Annotated in this window: 16 protein-coding genes; 11 read left to right on the top strand and 5 right to left on the bottom strand. The window is 64.1% G+C overall.

The window, feature by feature from the left end; all coding sequences use genetic code 11:
* Positions 1–19: 19 nt before the first annotated feature.
* The 4 genes from epsC to ASE22_RS26745 all read left to right on the top strand — a co-directional run bounded on the left by epsC (position 20) and on the right by ASE22_RS26745 (position 4,064).
* Entirely contained in the window at positions 20–994 is a 975-nt protein-coding gene (gene epsC, locus ASE22_RS07425; RefSeq protein WP_056358643.1) for a serine O-acetyltransferase EpsC, read from the top strand.
* Entirely contained in the window at positions 984–1,592 is a 609-nt protein-coding gene (locus ASE22_RS07420; RefSeq protein ID WP_056356883.1) for an RBBP9/YdeN family alpha/beta hydrolase, read from the top strand. The genes epsC and ASE22_RS07420 overlap by 11 nt, the downstream gene beginning before the upstream one ends.
* A 248-nt stretch (positions 1,593–1,840) precedes the next feature.
* Positions 1,841–3,235: an alanine/glycine:cation symporter family protein gene (locus ASE22_RS07415; protein ID WP_056356881.1), complete on the top strand. Its 1,395-nt coding sequence runs from the start codon at positions 1,841–1,843 to the stop codon at positions 3,233–3,235.
* A gap of 190 nt (positions 3,236–3,425) precedes the next feature.
* On the top strand, positions 3,426–4,064 hold the full coding sequence (locus ASE22_RS26745) for a hypothetical protein (RefSeq protein WP_156397547.1): 639 nt from the start codon (positions 3,426–3,428) through the stop codon (positions 4,062–4,064).
* A gap of 231 nt (positions 4,065–4,295) precedes the next feature.
* Here ASE22_RS26745 and ASE22_RS07410 read toward each other — a convergent pair whose 3' ends face one another.
* Positions 4,296–6,101 carry a gamma-glutamyltransferase family protein gene (locus ASE22_RS07410; protein ID WP_056356879.1) on the bottom strand — a complete coding sequence of 602 codons (1,806 nt, stop codon included), beginning with the start codon at positions 6,099–6,101 and terminating at the stop codon, positions 4,296–4,298.
* Positions 6,102–6,240: 139 nt separating this feature from the next.
* Between ASE22_RS07410 and ASE22_RS07405 the strand changes: the two genes are divergently transcribed.
* Entirely contained in the window at positions 6,241–6,483 is a 243-nt protein-coding gene (locus tag ASE22_RS07405) for a hypothetical protein (RefSeq protein ID WP_056356877.1), read from the top strand.
* Between the two features lie 70 nt (positions 6,484–6,553).
* On the opposite strand, the gene ASE22_RS07400 is transcribed toward ASE22_RS07405, so the two are convergent.
* Positions 6,554–6,820 (bottom strand): hypothetical protein, encoded by a 267-nt coding sequence (locus tag ASE22_RS07400; protein WP_056356875.1) that lies wholly within the window; start codon positions 6,818–6,820, stop codon positions 6,554–6,556.
* A 53-nt stretch (positions 6,821–6,873) separates the two neighbouring features.
* Positions 6,874–7,173 carry a hypothetical protein gene (locus ASE22_RS27565; RefSeq protein ID WP_056356874.1) on the bottom strand — a complete coding sequence of 100 codons (300 nt, stop codon included), beginning with the start codon at positions 7,171–7,173 and terminating at the stop codon, positions 6,874–6,876.
* A 69-nt stretch (positions 7,174–7,242) separates the two neighbouring features.
* On the opposite strand from ASE22_RS27565, the gene ASE22_RS27125 reads away from it, so the two are divergent.
* Both ASE22_RS27125 and ASE22_RS07385 read left to right on the top strand, forming a co-directional pair.
* A complete protein-coding gene (locus ASE22_RS27125) occupies positions 7,243–7,428 on the top strand; it encodes a hypothetical protein (protein ID WP_056356870.1) in 186 nt (61 codons plus the stop codon).
* 68 nt (positions 7,429–7,496) lie between these two features.
* A complete protein-coding gene (locus ASE22_RS07385; protein WP_056356867.1) occupies positions 7,497–7,946 on the top strand; it encodes a DUF3617 domain-containing protein in 450 nt (149 codons plus the stop codon).
* A gap of 3 nt (positions 7,947–7,949) precedes the next feature.
* On the opposite strand, the gene ASE22_RS07380 is transcribed toward ASE22_RS07385, so the two are convergent.
* A complete protein-coding gene (locus tag ASE22_RS07380; RefSeq protein ID WP_056356863.1) occupies positions 7,950–9,665 on the bottom strand; it encodes an ATP-binding protein in 1,716 nt (571 codons plus the stop codon).
* A gap of 166 nt (positions 9,666–9,831) precedes the next feature.
* Here ASE22_RS07380 and ASE22_RS07375 point away from each other — a divergent pair, with 166 nt between their 5' ends.
* The gene (locus ASE22_RS07375) at positions 9,832–10,251 is read left to right on the top strand and encodes a secondary thiamine-phosphate synthase enzyme YjbQ (RefSeq protein ID WP_056356860.1); all 420 of its coding nucleotides are present in this window, start codon (positions 9,832–9,834) and stop codon (positions 10,249–10,251) included.
* The gene (locus ASE22_RS07370; RefSeq protein ID WP_056356857.1) at positions 10,248–10,721 is read left to right on the top strand and encodes an NUDIX hydrolase; all 474 of its coding nucleotides are present in this window, start codon (positions 10,248–10,250) and stop codon (positions 10,719–10,721) included. Before ASE22_RS07375 ends, ASE22_RS07370 begins: the two co-directional genes overlap by 4 nt.
* Positions 10,722–10,773: 52 nt before the next feature.
* Here the strand turns inward: ASE22_RS07370 and ASE22_RS07365 are convergent, their stop codons facing one another.
* Positions 10,774–12,666: a hybrid sensor histidine kinase/response regulator gene (locus tag ASE22_RS07365; protein ID WP_056356855.1), complete on the bottom strand. Its 1,893-nt coding sequence runs from the start codon at positions 12,664–12,666 to the stop codon at positions 10,774–10,776.
* A 193-nt stretch (positions 12,667–12,859) separates the two neighbouring features.
* Here ASE22_RS07365 and ASE22_RS07360 point away from each other — a divergent pair, with 193 nt between their 5' ends.
* Positions 12,860–15,232 (top strand): hydrolase, encoded by a 2,373-nt coding sequence (locus ASE22_RS07360; RefSeq protein ID WP_056356853.1) that lies wholly within the window; start codon positions 12,860–12,862, stop codon positions 15,230–15,232.
* A gap of 149 nt (positions 15,233–15,381) precedes the next feature.
* The gene (locus ASE22_RS07355; RefSeq protein WP_056356848.1) at positions 15,382–16,137 is read left to right on the top strand and encodes a TlyA family RNA methyltransferase; all 756 of its coding nucleotides are present in this window, start codon (positions 15,382–15,384) and stop codon (positions 16,135–16,137) included.
* Positions 16,138–16,225: the final 88 nt, after the last annotated feature.

Here is a 16,225-nt window from a genome sequence, read left to right as displayed (position 1 = left end):
GCTTTCAGACGAGGGGCAGATGACCGACGCCTATGACGAGCCGATCGAGGCGCCCGCAGGGCATTATTGGGATATCGACCTGATCGCCTCCGAACTGCGTAACGCGCGGGAGGACTGGCGTAATGCACATAAGCGTCATGCCGAACATGGCGCGGCGGGTTTCCCGTCGCGCCATGTGGTCGACAAGATCATGGTCGCGCTGTGCGGGGCGCTGTTCCCACTGCGACTGGGGCCGAGCTTCGTGCGGCAGCACAATGAGGAGGCGTTCGTCGCCGAGACGCTGCAGACCGCGCTGAGCCGGCTCTACGGCCAGATCCGGCTCGAGCTCGGCTATGCGATCGGGGCGACCTCCCCCGAGTTGGTCGACGGCGAGGCCGGGCGGATCATCGGCCATTTCGCACATGAGCTGCCGCGGCTGCGACGGCTGATCGATACCGATGTCGAGGCGGCCTATGCCAGTGACCCGGCGGCGCGCAGCGTCGACGAGGTGCTGATCTGCTACCCCTGCGTGCTGGCGATCGTCCACCACCGGCTGGCGCACCTGCTCCACGGCCTGGGTGCGCCGCTGGTCGCGCGGATCATCTCCGAGATCGCCAATTCGCGCACCGGTATCGATATCCATCCGGGCGCGTCGATCGGCGAATCCTTCTTCATCGATCATGGCACCGGCGTCGTGATCGGCGAGACCGCAATCATCGGTAGGCGGGTGCAACTCTACCAGGCGGTGACCCTTGGCGCGCGAAGCTTTCCGGCCGATGCTGACGGCGCGATCCGCCGAGGCATCGCCCGGCATCCGGTCGTTGAGGACGATGTGGTGATCTACGCCGGCGCGACGATCCTCGGCCGGGTGACGATCGGCGCGGGATCGACGATCGGCGGCAATGTCTGGCTGACGACAAGCGTGCCGCCGGGCAGCGTGCTCAGCCAGGCGCGCGCGTATCGCGCCACCGCCTCCGCGTTGCTCGAGCCGATGGGAGGCGAGGATGTCGCGTGAAAATCCCCTGTGCCTGGTCGTACCCGGCCTCGACAATTCGGGGCCCGACCATTGGCAGAGCCTGTGGGAGGAGAAGCGCGGCGATTGCCGCCGGGTCGATCTCGGCTGCTGGTCCGAACCTGACCGGCGCATCTGGACAGAACGGCTCGACGCGGCGCTGGCGATGACCGAAGGGCCGCTGGTGCTGGTGGCGCACAGCCTGGGTTGCCTGACGATCGCCTGGTGGGCGCTCGGCGCCTCGCATGAGCGGCTGGCGCGGATTCGCGGTGCGCTGCTGGTGGCGCCGCCCGATGTCGACGCGGTCGACGCGCATCCCTTCGTCCGCCGCTTCGCTCCGGCGCCGGGCACGTCCTTGCCCTTTCCGTCGATCCTCGTCGCCAGCCGCAACGATCGCTATGCGGCGTTCGATCGGCTGGAGGCGCTGGCGCGGGCGTGGGGGAGCCGCTTCGTCGATGTCGGCCATGCCGGGCATATCAACGCCGGGTCGGGGCTGGGCGACTGGCCAGACGGCGAGGTGCTGCTCGAGGAGTTGATCGAGGCGAGTGCGCCATTTCGGATCGGATTGCCGGTGCAGCGGCCGAAGAGGCTTGCAACGTAGGAGCGATCGCGAATAGGGGCGTTTGGGCCCGATTGCCTTTCAGCTTGTGCTGGTGATCGCCGTGTCGATTCCGCTGTTATTGCGGCCTCTATTTGTGCGCGATCGTGTTCGCAGCGATGGTACATGATTTCTAGTGGATGGCAGCGGGCGGCTGCATGAACGATCGGAACGTGCGAAGGGTTACTTTTTAGCGGAACTCTCCGGGCGACGCGGATGACATCGACCCCGCTCTCGTTCATCCTCCCCTGATGGAAAGTTTCAACCGCGCCGTCGATGCGCTGACCAGCGCGGTGTTCTTCAAGGTGCCGCTGCTCGACGTCGAGATCGAGCTGATCGTGCTCTATCTCGCCGTGCCGATGCTGTTCTTCACGCTGTGGCTCGGTTTCCCCAATATCCGCTGTGTCGGCCATGCCTTCCGCATCCTCCGAAACCAGCCGCGCGAGGGCGAGGCCAAGGGTGACGTCAGCCAGTTCGCGGCGCTGACCACCGCGCTGGCGGGGACGATCGGGCTCGGCAACATCGCCGGGGTCGCGGTCGCGCTGACGATGGGCGGGCCGGGGGCGATCCTGTGGATGTTCGCGATCGGCTGGTTCGCGATGACGGTGAAGATGGCCGAGGTGACGCTGGGCCTGAAATATCGCGTCACCGACGCGCAAGGCCATGTCCATGGCGGGCCGATGTATGTGCTGAAGGCGGTGCTGGAGCGGAAGGGATTGCCGAGGCTGGGCATGGTGCTCGGCGGCTTCTACGCTTTCTTCGCGCTGTTCGGGGCGATCCCGATGGTGCAGGTCAACCAGAGCTTCGCGCAGGTCAGCGTCGTCACCGGCCTGAACAATGGCTGGGCCTATGGCATCGGCCTCGCCTTCGCGGTGGCGCTGGTGACCCTGGGTGGCGCGCGCTGGCTGGGCGAGGTGTCGAAGCGGCTCACCCCGCTCAAGGTCGCGGTCTATCTGGCCGGCGTCTCAGCGATCCTGATCCTGCATGCGGGTGAAGTGCCCGCAGCGCTGGCGCGGATCTGGCATGGCGCCTGGGGCCTCGATGCCGCGGCGGGCGGGGCGGTCGGCGCCTTCGTCGCGGGCATGCGGCGCGCGGTGTTCGCCAGCGAGGCCGGGGTGGGATCGGCGGTGATGGCGCACAGCCTCGCCCGGACCGAGGAGCCGGTGTCGGAAGGCATGGTGGCGCTGTTCGAACCGCTATTGGGTACGATGATCGTCTGCGCCGTGGGCGGGCTCGCGCTGGTCGTGGCGGGGACGTGGGACGATGCGGGGCTGAAGGGCATCCAGATCACGAGCGCCGCCTTCGCGCAGGTCTCTTCCTGGTTTCCCTGGCTGCTGGCGGTCGTCGTGGTGCTGTTCGCCTATTCCACCTTGGTCGCCTGGGGTTTTTACGGCCTGCAGGCATGGGGCTATCTGTTTGGGCACGGCCCCAGGGCGCGGTGGAGCTACAAGGTCCTCTACGTCGTCGCGCTGCCGCCGGCGGCGGTGATCGATCTCGGCCGGGTGATCGACATCATCGATAGCAGCTTTTTCCTGATGGCCGTGCCCAATGTGATCGCGCTGTTCCTGTGCGCGGGAGAATTGCGGCGGGACGTCCGGGATTACTGGCGGCAGAGAGGCTCCCGCCGGATTCCGGTTGCAATATAGGATTTGATTTTGTTCACTCTATGTTCTATTTTTGAATGTGGAGATTCGCATGGCTTATGATCGATATGCCGAGATCAAATCGCTACCCGGCGCGGACGGCAAGATGTCCCGGTTATTCAGGGTCGATGAGAACGGGAACGTCATCTAGCTGGACGAGGAGCGAGGTGCTGCACAGCCCGAAGGTCGACGGATGCCCAACGAGCAGAGCCGCGCGGGGATCATGAGTTGGGATGAGCTAGATCGTAAGGGCGATGAACTTGAGACCATAGGGCAGTTGGGAAAGGATCACCCGATCCGCCTAGCCGAAGCTCCTAACCCGAATTGGAATGGCTATGACATGCTCCGCGCGCAGGGGGGGAGCGATGGGCAACGTTTGAAAAATGCTTACGACCGTTTCAAGCAGAGCGCTTCCATTCCCACGGACCGTGCTTCCATCGATAGAATGACAGCGGCCACGAACGACGCCTTGAACAATATCCAAGGGGTAGGAAAATCCGGCGCTACCGTTGGTCTGAGTTCTGAGTTTTCCCGGGTGGGCCGCTTACCTGATTTTTCGCGCGATAATTGGAAGAAGGTCACTTCGACACATTCAGCCTCGGCATACGAACATCTTCTTCCTGGTACATCCGGTAGGGCCGTGAAGGTCTATTTGAAAGATAGTGAACATGGTAATTTAAATACCGCGACGATTACGTCTCCTACAGATTCCCTCAAGCATTATACATCATGGCCGGCCTATCAGCTTGGTTTTCCGGTTAATGCTTCTAGCGCGCAAATGTATATGATCGATCGTCATAAAAAAGGAAAGGGAAATGACAATAATCGGTGATATAGCTACAAGAGATAATAGAATTTTACCAATTTTATTACAGGTAATTTTGGTAGTATTTTTTTCTATTTTCGCAATGTATTTTTTAAAATATGTTTTCTTCTATATAATTTCTATCCCAATTATAGTTGGATGGATTTTAAATAAAGAATATTACACCGCGTATTTATCATCCCTATATTAATCGTAATTTCTATTATTATTGGTGCTTATTTGGATGGGTGACTGGCATCAGTAAGCCAAAGCGCACCCATCCGCCCGCATTTCACTCGCAGCGGCGTAGACCCGGTCCCTGCCGTCCATGCGGTGTTCGATGCATTCGTAGCGGCCGAAAGCGGCGTCCGAGGCACCGATCGTCCAGCCCATGCCGGCGAGCGCCGCGCGAGTCTTCTCGGGGACGCCGTTTTCGAGGCGAAGCAGGCCAGTGGCCGGAAGGCCGGGGGAGTCCTCGCCCATCGCCTGCGACGAGCCTTCATGATGCCAACGCGGGCTGTCGCCGGCGGCCTGGATCTCCAGGCCATAGTCGCGGCGGTTGAGGATGATCTGCACCTGGCCCTGCGGCTGCATGTCGCCACCCATCACGCCGAAGCTCATCCAGGGCTGGTCGCCCATCGTCGCGAAGCCGGGGATGATCGTCTGGAAGGGGCGCTTGCCGGGGGCGTAGACGTTCGGATGCCCGTCCTGCAGCGCGAAGAGCTGGCCCCTGTCCTGGAACATGAAACCGAGGCCGTCGGCGACGAGGCCCGATCCCATGCCCCGGAAATTGGACTGGATCATCGACACCATCATCCCGTCCTTGTCGGCACAGGTGAAATAGGTGGTGTCGCCCTTCGACGGCGCCTGGCCGGGACGGACGTCGGGGTTGATCCGGTCAGGACGGATCAGCTTTGCCCGCTGGGCCGCGTAGTCCTTCGACACGAGCCATTCGGCCGGCACCTTCGCGAAGTGCGGATCGGCATAGTAACGGGCGCGGTCCTCATAGGCGAGGCGCTTGGCTTCCGCCTGGAGGTGGATCGACAGGGGCGACTGGAAGCCGGCACCTTCCAGATCGAAATTCTCGAGGATGTTGAGCATCTGGAGGGTGGCGATGCCCTGGGTGTTGGCGCCGAGCGCGTGGACGCCGACGCCGCGATAGTCGGTCTTGTAGGGGGCGATCCATTCGCCCTTGTGCGCGGCGAGGTCCCCGGCGCGGAGCCAGCCGCCGATGCGGCGGAAATAGGCGTCGATCGTCGCGGCGATCTCCCCCCTGTAATAGGCATCGCGCCCGCCTTTGGCGATGATCCGGTAGGTTCTGGCGAGATCGGGGTTGCGGAAGACGCCGCCGGCTTTCGGACCCTCGCCATTGATCGCATAGGTCCGCAGCGCGTTGTCGACCTCCTCGATCCCGACGCCGGGCTTGCGGAAGTTCACCAGGCTGCGGCGGATATAATAAGCGATGATGTCGGGAACCGGCGCACCATTCTCCGCCAGATCGATCGCGGGCTCGAACAACTCGGCCCATTTGAGTTTGCCATAGCGTTCGTGGAGCATGCCCCAGGCGTCGACCGCGCCCGGCACCGAGACGGTGACCGCGCCGAGCGGCGGCAAGGCGCCGCCCTTCGCGCGCGAACGGACGGTTTCCAGGCTGAGGCCGCGCGGCGAGGCGCCGGAGCCCGCGAGGCCCATGACCTTACCGGCCTTCGGATCCCAGAGCATCGCATAGCAGTCGCCGCCTATGCCGCAGGAGGTGGGCTCGAGAAAGCCGAGGCAGGCATTGATCGCGATCGCCGCGTCGACGGCCGAGCCGCCCTTCTTGAGGATTTCGATGCCGGCGAGCGTGGCGAGCGGGTGCGCGGTGCCGGCGGCGCCCGACAGGCCGTAAGCGGCGGTTCGCGAGGCGAAGCTCGCGCCGACCGGGCGGTCTCCACCGTGCAGATCGGAGCGTTCGAAGCGATCGGCACCAGTCGTCCAGCGGGGAGGGAGGACGGCCGCTTCGGCGAAGGCCGGTGCGGCGATGGCGGCGGCGGGAAGGGTGGCAAGGAAGCTTCTGCGGTCCATGGTCGCTGTCCTTTATGGAGGGCGGTCGACGTGATGGAACGGGTTGTATCGGCGCCCTGTCCGCTTGGAAAGCGAGGAGGTTGCGGCGCTTGATGCACGGCCGTCATTTCCCCTACGATCGGCGCGAGGAGAGACGGCAATGCAGAATATGGGTGATGGGAGTTGTCCGTTCGAGTTCAACTTCGACGCGGCAACCTTCAAAGTGGGCGATCTGGTGAGCTATCGCGTGACAGGAAGCCTGGAGGGGTTTCCCTTCGTCGGGACGCTGGTCGAGGTGCATGACGACCATGTCATGCTGCTGTCCGAACCGGACAAGCCCGAAAGCCGGGTTCGCGGCACCCGTGAAAGCCGCCCGGTCGTAGCCGAAGAGGACGTGATCTAGGCTGCTCGGGCGATCGCCCAGCGCTGCCGTTACGCACGCGCGAACCTCGCGCATCCGATCGATCGATCGATCAGTGGGCGGCGTGCCCGGCGAGCCAGGTGCGCGCCCGGCGTTGCGCCTCGGCGATGTCGCGCGACGACATCTGGTCTGCGATATCGGCGCGGCAATGTTGTGCCTGGGGCGAGCCAGCCAGAGCTGCGAGGTTGAACCACTTGTGAGCGGTGACGAAATCGACGGGATAGCCTTTCGACCCCGTCGAATAGGCGAAGCCGAGATCGAGCAGTGCGTCCATATCGTTGGCGCTCACGATCGCGCCGCCGGCAAGAAAGCTTCCCATGGCCTTTAACCCCTTTCAGGGGACACATTGGAGACCACCTTCCCAACAAATAGTTAACGGCCCGTCATGTCTTGGTCGAATGCTCTCGAACACAAGGTGCGATCCTCGTCCGCAAAGAGAAGCTCAAATATCGATCCCCGAAAATTCTGGTTAACGTTCAGCTCGTTGAGTGACACACGCCAATAATCGGCAGCCTTGCCGGAGTCGTGCGGGACAGGCATCGCCGCAGCTTCCGCCGCAGCGAAGTCGAATGAGAGCGCCTTCGGCAATGACGGTCGTTCGACGGAAATCTTCGGCAACGAGGGGATCCGGCGCCTTGCGATTCCAACGGCGCTGTGCGTGACGTCGAGCACTGCACAGAGATCTAAATAGCGACGGTCGCGTTCACCGCTTCCTAACCTCGCGGCGCTAGCCTGTAGGCGATGCGTTACAGTTCCCTCTTCCGCAGCCGCTGGCTCGCTCTCCTCTGGAGCATCGGCATATTGTGGAGCGCGGTGAGCTTCGTCGGATCCGAAGGCGGGCAGAGCGATCCGACGGCCAATGCCGATGACGGCACCGCCGATCTCAATCAGATCCAGGCTCTGGTCGGCTGGCTGAAGGCGTCCTGAGCCCAGGAGAGACCTTCCCAACCGGTGTGCATGGGAGCAGATTGCAGGCGGGGGCAGGGGAGAATCATATGCGACGTTCGAACTGTTTCGCTTTCGTCTTCGCGGCCATGCTTTCCGCCGCCGCGCAGGCGCAGGTCCAGCCAGGCCAGTGGGAAGCCACCGTCATCGTCCAGTCGATCGACATGCCCGGAGCACCGCCGCAGGTGGCCGCGATGATGAAGGGCAAGACGACGCGGCAGAGTTATTGCATCACGCCCGAGCAGGCGGCGAAAGGGCCGCAGGAAATGCTCAAGCAGAACCCGTCCTGTCACTTCACCAAATATTCGATGACGGGCGGTGTCATTTCGACCGCCATGACCTGCGCGCAGAATGGCGGGACGATGACCGCACAGGCGAGCGGCAAATATACGCCGACATCGTTCAACGTCACATCGACCGCCGTGATGAGCGGCAAGATGAGCATGCGTATGACGTCGGCGAGCACCGGGCGGCGGCTCGGCCCCTGCACGGGGGAATAACCGTCAGGCTACCAGCGTTCGCGCCGCCGCGATCCCGTCGCTGAGATAGTCGTGACGGAAAGGCTTGGTCAGCCGCGGGATATCGGGGGCGAGCAACTCGATCCCCTGATAGCCGGACATGATCAACACGGCGAGATCGGGACGGGTAGCACGCAGATGCAGCGCGAGTTCCACCCCGGTCATCCCCGGCATGATATGGTCGGTGATGACGATGACGGGATCGAGCCCGCGGTCGAGCAGGGCGAGTCCCTCCTGCGCGCTCGGAGCCTGGATCGCATCATAGCCGAGCGAACGCAGCATTTCGGCGGTGGCCGAACGGACGCGCGGCTCGTCGTCGATGACCAGGACGAGGCCGCCGCCTTCGTCGGAGGCGGGCGGCGCCTCGCGAACCGGCATCATCCTCGCCGGCTCGTCGAGGGCTATCGGTAGCCATATGGCGATCGTCGTGCCGAGCCCAGCCATGCTCTCGATCGCCAGCGCACCGCCGAGCTGCGCGGCCAAGCCGTGTGCCATAGAGAGACCGAGACCGGTGCCGTGGCCGACGCCCTTGGTGCTGAAGAAGGGTTCGACGGCCTTGCTGCGGGTGGCCTCGTCCATGCCCTGACCATTGTCAGTCACCGAGATGCGCAGATAGTGGCCGTCGGCGAGTTCGAAGGGGCGGCCTTCCACCGGCGCGCGGCGCGCCGATAGCGCGAGCGTCCCTCCGTCGGGCATCGCGTCGCGCGCGTTGACGGCCAAGTTCAGCAGCGCCATTTCCAACTGGTGCCGGTCGCCGCGAACGGCCGGCATGTCCGCTTCCACATCGATCGTCAGCGCCACCCGGGCCCCGAGCGAGGTGACGAGCAGATCATGCATCCCTTCGATCAGGGCACGGATGTCGACCGGGCTCGGCGCCAGCGGCTGACGCCGGGCGAAGGCGAGCAGGCGATCGACCAACAGCCGCGCCCGATCGGCCGCGTCCATCGCGACGCGCACGGTGCGCAGCATGCGATCGTCGAGTGGTGAGCCGGATAGGATCAGATCGAGGCTGCCGAAGATCGGCATCAACAGATTGTTGAAATCATGGGCGACATTGCCGGTGAGCTGGCCGATAGTCTCCATCTTCTGCGACTGTCGGATCATTGCCTGGGCCTGCTCCAACTCAGCCGTGCGATCGGCGATCCGGGCGTCGAGAACTCGGTTCAGCTCGGCGAGCGCGGCAAAGAGCCGACCGTTCTCCAGCGCGGTGGTCGCGGCGCGGCCGAGCGTGTGGAGCAGCGTCACGACCGCCTCGCCCGGTTCGCCCGTGTCTGACCAATAAGCCCCCATCGCCGCCATCGGATCGGGCGTGCCGATCGGCACCATCACCATGCTGCGCACGAAAGTCGGCGCATAGGCGGCGTGCGGAACACGCGGATCGGCCATCACATCGCCAATCACGATCGGTTGCCGATCCCGCATGGCGATGCCGGAGATGCATGTTTCGATTGGGAAGCGCTGGCCGGCCCAGAGCGGGGCCATCGCGTCTTCGGTCACATAATGGCACAGATTACCGTCCCGCAGGACGATGGCTATGCCGTCGGCGCCAGCGATGCGGCGTGCCGAGTCCCGCAGAATTCCGGTGACGTCGTCCAGCGTCCGCGCGTTGCTCAGCCGTTCGATCGCGGAGGCAAGGAGCGACCAGCGCTCAGCAAGCGGACCACTTGCATTGCAATCGCCATCGACCCCGGCCGGCCGCATGCCTTGACCCCCAACGCAACAACTGAAACTCGCTCCTAGCATATCCGCGCCGTACCTAAAGATCCATCCGATACCGTAACGTTCCGGCATATTGGGGTGGAAACCTGCCAGGCGGTCGAGTGTTCACGCTGTTGACGCGGCCTATGGCGGGGAAGAAGTATCGTTCATGCGACAAGCCCATGGCATCATCGAGGTCGACACATGCGGGCAGGGGCTGATCGAGATTGGCGACGTGATAGCGGCATGGGTCGCGGCGGCGGACATGCGCAACGGTCTGTTAACGATCTTCTGCCGCCACACCTCGGCGTCGCTGCTGATCCAGGAGAATGCCGCGCCCGAAGTGCGGGGCGATATCGAGCGCTATTTCGCCAGGATCGCGCCTGAAGACCCGGTGGCTTATGTCCATGACCACGAAGGCCCGGACGACATGCCAGCGCATCTGCGTGCGGCGCTGACCCAGGTGCAGTTGTCGATCCCGCTGATCGACGGGGGGCTCGCACTGGGCATCTGGCAGGGCATCTATCTGTTCGAGCACCGGCGTCGGCCGCATCGCCGGTCGCTGGCGCTTCATCTGCTCGGCGAATGAAGAGGGCACTTCGAAGTGCAGGGCTGCTGGTCTGGCGCCGGCGGGCCCATGCCATCGACGTGCTGCTCGTCCATCCCGGCGGTCCCTATTGGCGCAACAAGGATGCGGGCGCCTGGCAGATTCCCAAGGGGCTGATCGAGCCCGGAGAGCAGCCTGTGGCGGCGGCATTCCGCGAGGCGGAGGAGGAACTGGGCATGGCGGTCCGGGGAGCGGCGGCGGCGCTCGGCGAGATTCGGCAGGCGGGTGGCAAGATCGTGGAAGCCTTTGCGGTCGAGGCCGACCTCGACCCGGCGGCCCTATGCAGCAACAGCTTCGAGATGGAATGGCCGCCGCGGAGCGGGCGAGTTCAGTCTTTCCCCGAGATCGACGCAGCGCGGTGGTTTGACAGCGGGGCCGCTCGCGGGATGATGCTGGCCAGCCAGATTCCGCTGCTCGACCGCCTCCTTGAGACGATTACCTTGCCGAAATGATCGTCCTATTCCATTCCCTGGCCCCTACAGGGGACGCGATACGAGCCCGCACCTAATCCGCGAGCGCGAGCGAGATCGCTACGGTAAGAGATTCTGCGCCATAAGGTTTCTGAACGATGTGGAAGCCCGCAGCCTCACCGCCGGCGACTTCGCGGCTATAGCCGGTGGCGAGCAGGACGCGTTGGCCGGGCGCAGTTTCGCGGAGATGGCGGGCTAGGTCCAGACCGCTCATTCCCGGCATGACGATATCCGAGAAGACGAGGTCGAAATGCCGCTGTCCAAGAAGAGCCAGCGCCGCTTCGGCGCTTTCGACATCCGTGACCTCCGCGCGTAGCTCGCCCAGCATGGAGCGGGCGAACTGGCGGACATTGTCGTTGTCCTCGACCAACAGAACGTCGAGTCTTTCCCAATTGGCGATCGCCGTCCGCACGGCCGAGCCTCCATCGGGTTGCCTGTCGGTCGCCGGCAGGGTGATGCTGACCGTGGTTCCAATGCCGATGTCCGAGGCGATCTCTGCGCGGCCGCCTGTCTGCGCGGCGAAACCGTGGATCTGACTTAGGCCAAGGCCCGTGCCCTTGCCGACCGGCTTGGTCGTGAAGAACGGATCGAAGACCCGTTCCAGTATATCGGCCGGGATGCCCTGGCCATTGTCGGTCAAAGCGATGCGGACGGCTTCCTCCTCGCTGACGTTTCGCGCCGAAATGATGAGCGTACCGCCGTCGGGCATTGCATCGCGGGCATTGAAAGCCGCGTTGAGCAAAGCGGTTTCCAGTTCCGCCGCATCAGCCTCGACCGGGGATAGATCGACGGCGAGATCGAGCCGCACTTTGATATGGCTGCCAAGCGTGCGACTGAGGACTTCGCCGAAGGCATCGAGGCGGCTGCCGAGATCGAGGACTTCCGGTTTCAGCGACTGGCGCCGGCCAAAGGCGAGCAGCTTAGCCGTCAGCGCGGTCGCCTTGTCGGCGGTTTCGGTGATCGCACGGACATAGCGCCGACGCTTTTCGGGCGCGAGATCCTCCTTTTGGAGCAGTTCGGCCGAACCGCGGATCACCGTCATGAGATTGTTGAAATCATGGGCGATTCCGCCCGTCAACTCGCCAAGGGCCTGCATCTTCTGCGACTGGAAGATAGCGGCGCGCGCCTGTTCCAGTTCCTCCTGCGCACGACGCCGGTCGGTTATGTCGCGCGTGATCTTGGCGAAACCGATGAGGGTGCCGCTCTCGTCGCGGATCGGATCGATGACCACATGCGCCCAGAAGCGCGAACCATCCTTGCGGACACGTTCAGCTTCTCGTTCATAGCGGCCCTCGCGCAACGCGGTTTCGAGCGCGAGGCCCGGTTCGCCGCGGATACGATCCTCTTCGGTATAGAAGCGCGAGAAATGCTCACCGACGATCTCTGCGGCCGCATAGCCCTTGATCTGCTGTGCACCCGCGTTCCAGTTGGTAACGCGCCCTTCCAGATCGAGCATGTAGATCGCATAATCCTTCACGCCCTGGACAAGCATGCGGAAACGTTGCTCGGCGGCGAATAGCGCGCGGTCGGCCTCGCGCCGTTCGGTTACGTCGCGGGTGATCTTGGCATAACCGACCAGATCGCCATCCGGCCCTAGGATCGGATCGACGATGGCATGGACCCAGATGATGCTGCCATCCTTGCGGATACGGTTGCCCTCGGCCTCGTAACGGCCTTCCTCGAGAGCAATGCGGAGAGCCTTCTCGGGGGCGCCGGCGGTGCGATCTTCCGGCGTGAAGAAGCGGGAGAAATGCTCGCCGATGATCTCTTCGGGCTCATATCCCTTGAAGCGCCGGGCGCCGGCGTTCCACGTCATGATCCGGCCAGTCGGATCGAGCATGTAGATTGCATAGTCGCTGACGGCGTTGACGAGAAGCTGGTAGCGTTGCTCCGTCGCCTGCGTATCGAAAGTCGATTGATCGGTCATCTAGCTCGAAAGGTCCCCCGGGCACAGTGGCCCGAGGATATCAACCCCCGCAGATCGAATGTGGTTCCACTCATTATCGGCGATTTTCCAGAAAGAAGTCCCATCGAGTCCAAGGGCAGGCGATTTTCATGGTTAACGCGATCTTAGGAAGGATCGGGGATAGCGGGGCGACACTCCACCGGATGGAAGACCGATGAAGACCAGCGTCCTTGCGCAGCAAATCCCCAACCTGCTCGATCAGGCGTCCGCCAATCTGGCGGTGCTTTCGCTCGACTGCTTCGACACGCTGTTGTGGCGGAACGCACAGGCGCCATCGGACGTGTTCGTCGACCTTGGCATGGAAGGCGGATCGGTCGAGCCGCGCGTGTTTGCCGAACGCAAGATGCGCAAGACCGAGGCTTTCCGCACGGCGCGGAACGAGGTCTCGATCGAGACGATCCACGCCGGCCTGCTGCCCGGTGCCGACGAAGCGACGCTGGCGGAGGCCGTGCAACGCGAACTGGATGCCGAAGCACGGCACTGTTTCGCCTTCGCTCCGGTCGTCGCGCTGATCGCGGCGGCGAAGGCGCGCGGTCTACAGGTCATCATCGTCAGCGATACCTATTTCAGCGCGGCACAGCTACGCACGCTGATCGAGCGTGCGGCGGGGATCGAAATAGCCGGTTCGATCGACCGCATATTCACCTCATCCGACCATGGGATGAGCAAGGCCGAAGGGTTGTTCGTACCGGTGCTCGATGCGCTGGAGGTCGTGCCCGGGGCGATCCTGCACCTCGGCGACAACATCCGTGCCGATCAGGAAGCGCCTGCCGCTCTGGGCATAGGCACCGCGCATTTCCGGCAATTCGATCCGGCGACCGAAATCCGGCTGCGGCACGAGGCGATGGCGGCGGTGATGATCGACGCGAATACGCGCCAGACGGTACCGGCAATGCAGCCGCACCGCCCGTTGCTGTCGCTGCGCGAGGAGCAGGACCCAGCCTTCGTGCTGGGCCATGACGTGATCGGGCCCATGCTGCACGGCTTCGCGGAATGGGTACGCGACGAGGCTGAGGCGCTGTCGAAGCGCTGCGGCCGGCCGGTCAAGACGCTGTTCCTGATGCGCGACGGCTATCTGCCGATGAAGCTGTTCGAGACCCTGGGGACGAACATTCCGGCGGGTGAGATCTCCGTCAGCCGGTTGACGGCCGGGCAGGCCGGGCTGACCGACGAGGCGGCCGTGCGCGCGCAGATCGAGCGCGACACGATGAAGCACCGGTTCGACGTGCTGGCGGGGTTGTTGCTGCTCGATACGCATGAGGCGCGCAGGCTGGTCGGGCCGCAGGGCGATGTGCCCGAACTGGAAAAGGCGGTCTTCGACGATGAGGTCGCACGGAAGATCGTCGGCCGGTCGGCGCGCAACGCCGAGCGGCTGATCGCGCATATGAAGCGTGCGGGCGTGCAGGACGGCGACATGGCGATGATCGTCGACCTGGGTTATCACGGTACCGTCCAGGATCGGATCGCGCCGGTACTGAAAGCGCGCATGGACGTCGAGGTGGCGGGGCGCTACCTTTTGCTACGCGAGAACCTGCCCACCGGGCTCGACAAGAAGGGGTGGTTCGACAAGCGCCATTATGCCCGCGAGGCGCTGATCGCGCTGGGATCGTCGATCGCGGTCATCGAGCAGATCTGCACCCAGGCCAAGGGATCGGTGATCGACTATCGCCCCGACGGCGAGCCGGTCCACGAGATGCCGGCGGAAAAGGGCGCGCAGAGCGCGACGCGCGACCGCATCCAGACCGGTGCCATCGCCTACGGTCATGCGGCGACCGCGATGGGCCGCACCGCCCGCTCCGACGATGCGGAATGCCGCCGGCGGATGGCGGCGGGCGTGCTGGCGCGTTTCATGTATCTGCCGTCGGCCGACGAAGTGGCGGTGATCGGCGACTTCACCCATGACGCCAATATGGGATCGTCGAGCCATCTCAAGATGCTCGACGGCTCCCGGGCGACGCGCGGACTGCGGCGGCGCGGGCTCCATTATGTGCAGCGCACGGCGCGGATGTTCCTGCCGGGCGAACTGCAGGACCAGGGGTTGGCGCTGAACCTGGCACTGTTCGGGATCGTGCGCGGCGCACTCGACATCCGCGAGAACGATTTCCAGGCGGGCGGCATGCCGGTGCCCGTCATCCTCGCCAATGCGCGCGAGGACTGCCTGGTCGAGATGACCGCTCATCCGACGCATGACGGCTATTACCGGCTCGTCGTGCCGGCGCGCACCGACCTGACGGTGGCGGTGTTGCTGGGCGGATCGTACGAGGCGGTCCAGATCGAGGATGTGAGCTTCCAGCCGATCGATCCGCCGCGCGCGGAAGCGGGGCCGAGCGACCGGCCCGACATCGAAGCGCCGCATGTCCGGGAGGGATTTGACCCGATCGCGGGCGACCTGTTCCGCTGTACGCCGGATGCGGCGTTGCTGGTGCCCCCGTTGCCGACGGCAAGCAGCGGCGATTACAAGCTTTGCATCGCCTTCCGCCCGGTCGTGCGGCGCGAGGCCGCAAGCGAGGCGCGCAAGGCGGCCTGACGCGGCTGTCATCCAATGTTCTGATTTTGTTCTTGACTTTCCCGTCAATCGCGGGTAGACGGAAATTGAGAGTGGTAGAGCGCTTCGTTTACACCGAAGATGTCGGCGGTTCGAGCCCGTCATCGCCCACCATTTTCTAGAGAGAGCCGATGGCGGCGGGCATGCGTGCCGATCAGTTGCTGGTGGACCGCGGATTGGTGGAGAGCCGGTCGCGGGCGCAGGCCCTGATCTTGGCCGGCCTCGTTTTTTCGGGTGAGCGCAAGATCGAGAAGGCGGGGCAGCCGATCAAGGCGGATGCGGCGATCGAGGTGCGGGGGCGCGATCACCCCTGGGTTTCCCGTGGCGGAATCAAGCTGGCGCACGGGCTGGAGCATTTCGGCTGGAGCGCCAAGGGCGCTGTCGCGATCGACGTCGGTAGTTCGACTGGTGGTTTCACCGACGTCCTGCTGAGCCACGGTGCGGTGAAAGTCTATGCGGTGGATTCGGGGACGAACCAGCTCGCTTGGAAGCTTCGCGCCGATCCCCGCGTGGTCGTCCATGAGCAAACCAATGCGCGCTTCCTGACCGGCGAGCATATCCCCGAGGCGGTCGACGTCATCGTCTGCGACGCGAGCTTCATCTCGCTGGCCAAGGTACTAGCGGCGGCGTTGGGCTTCGCTAAGCCGGGCGCGTGGCTGATCGCGCTGATCAAACCCCAATTCGAAGCGGGCCGGGACGAAGTCGGCAAGGGCGGTGTGGTGCGCGACCCGGCCGTCCACGAGCGCGTCTGCGCCGATGTCGCTTCCTGGATCGAGGCGCAGGGGTGGCGCCTCGCCGGCGTGACGCCGAGCCCGATCACCGGACCGGAGGGCAATGTCGAATTCCTGATCGGCGCCGTCCGTCAGGCAGCGGAAGTAGAAGCTTGATGGCTGAGCTGGCATCGCGCCGCCAGTTGCGGATCGCCTATATGCGCTGGGCCCTGATCTGCGTTCCGGCAATCCTATTGCTGGGCAT

Source organism: Sphingomonas sp. Root720 (assembly GCF_001428605.1).
Taxonomy (GTDB): domain Bacteria; phylum Pseudomonadota; class Alphaproteobacteria; order Sphingomonadales; family Sphingomonadaceae; genus Rhizorhabdus.
Note: the sequence above shows the minus strand (reverse complement) of the source record. Positions and strands in the feature narration are given on the sequence as shown.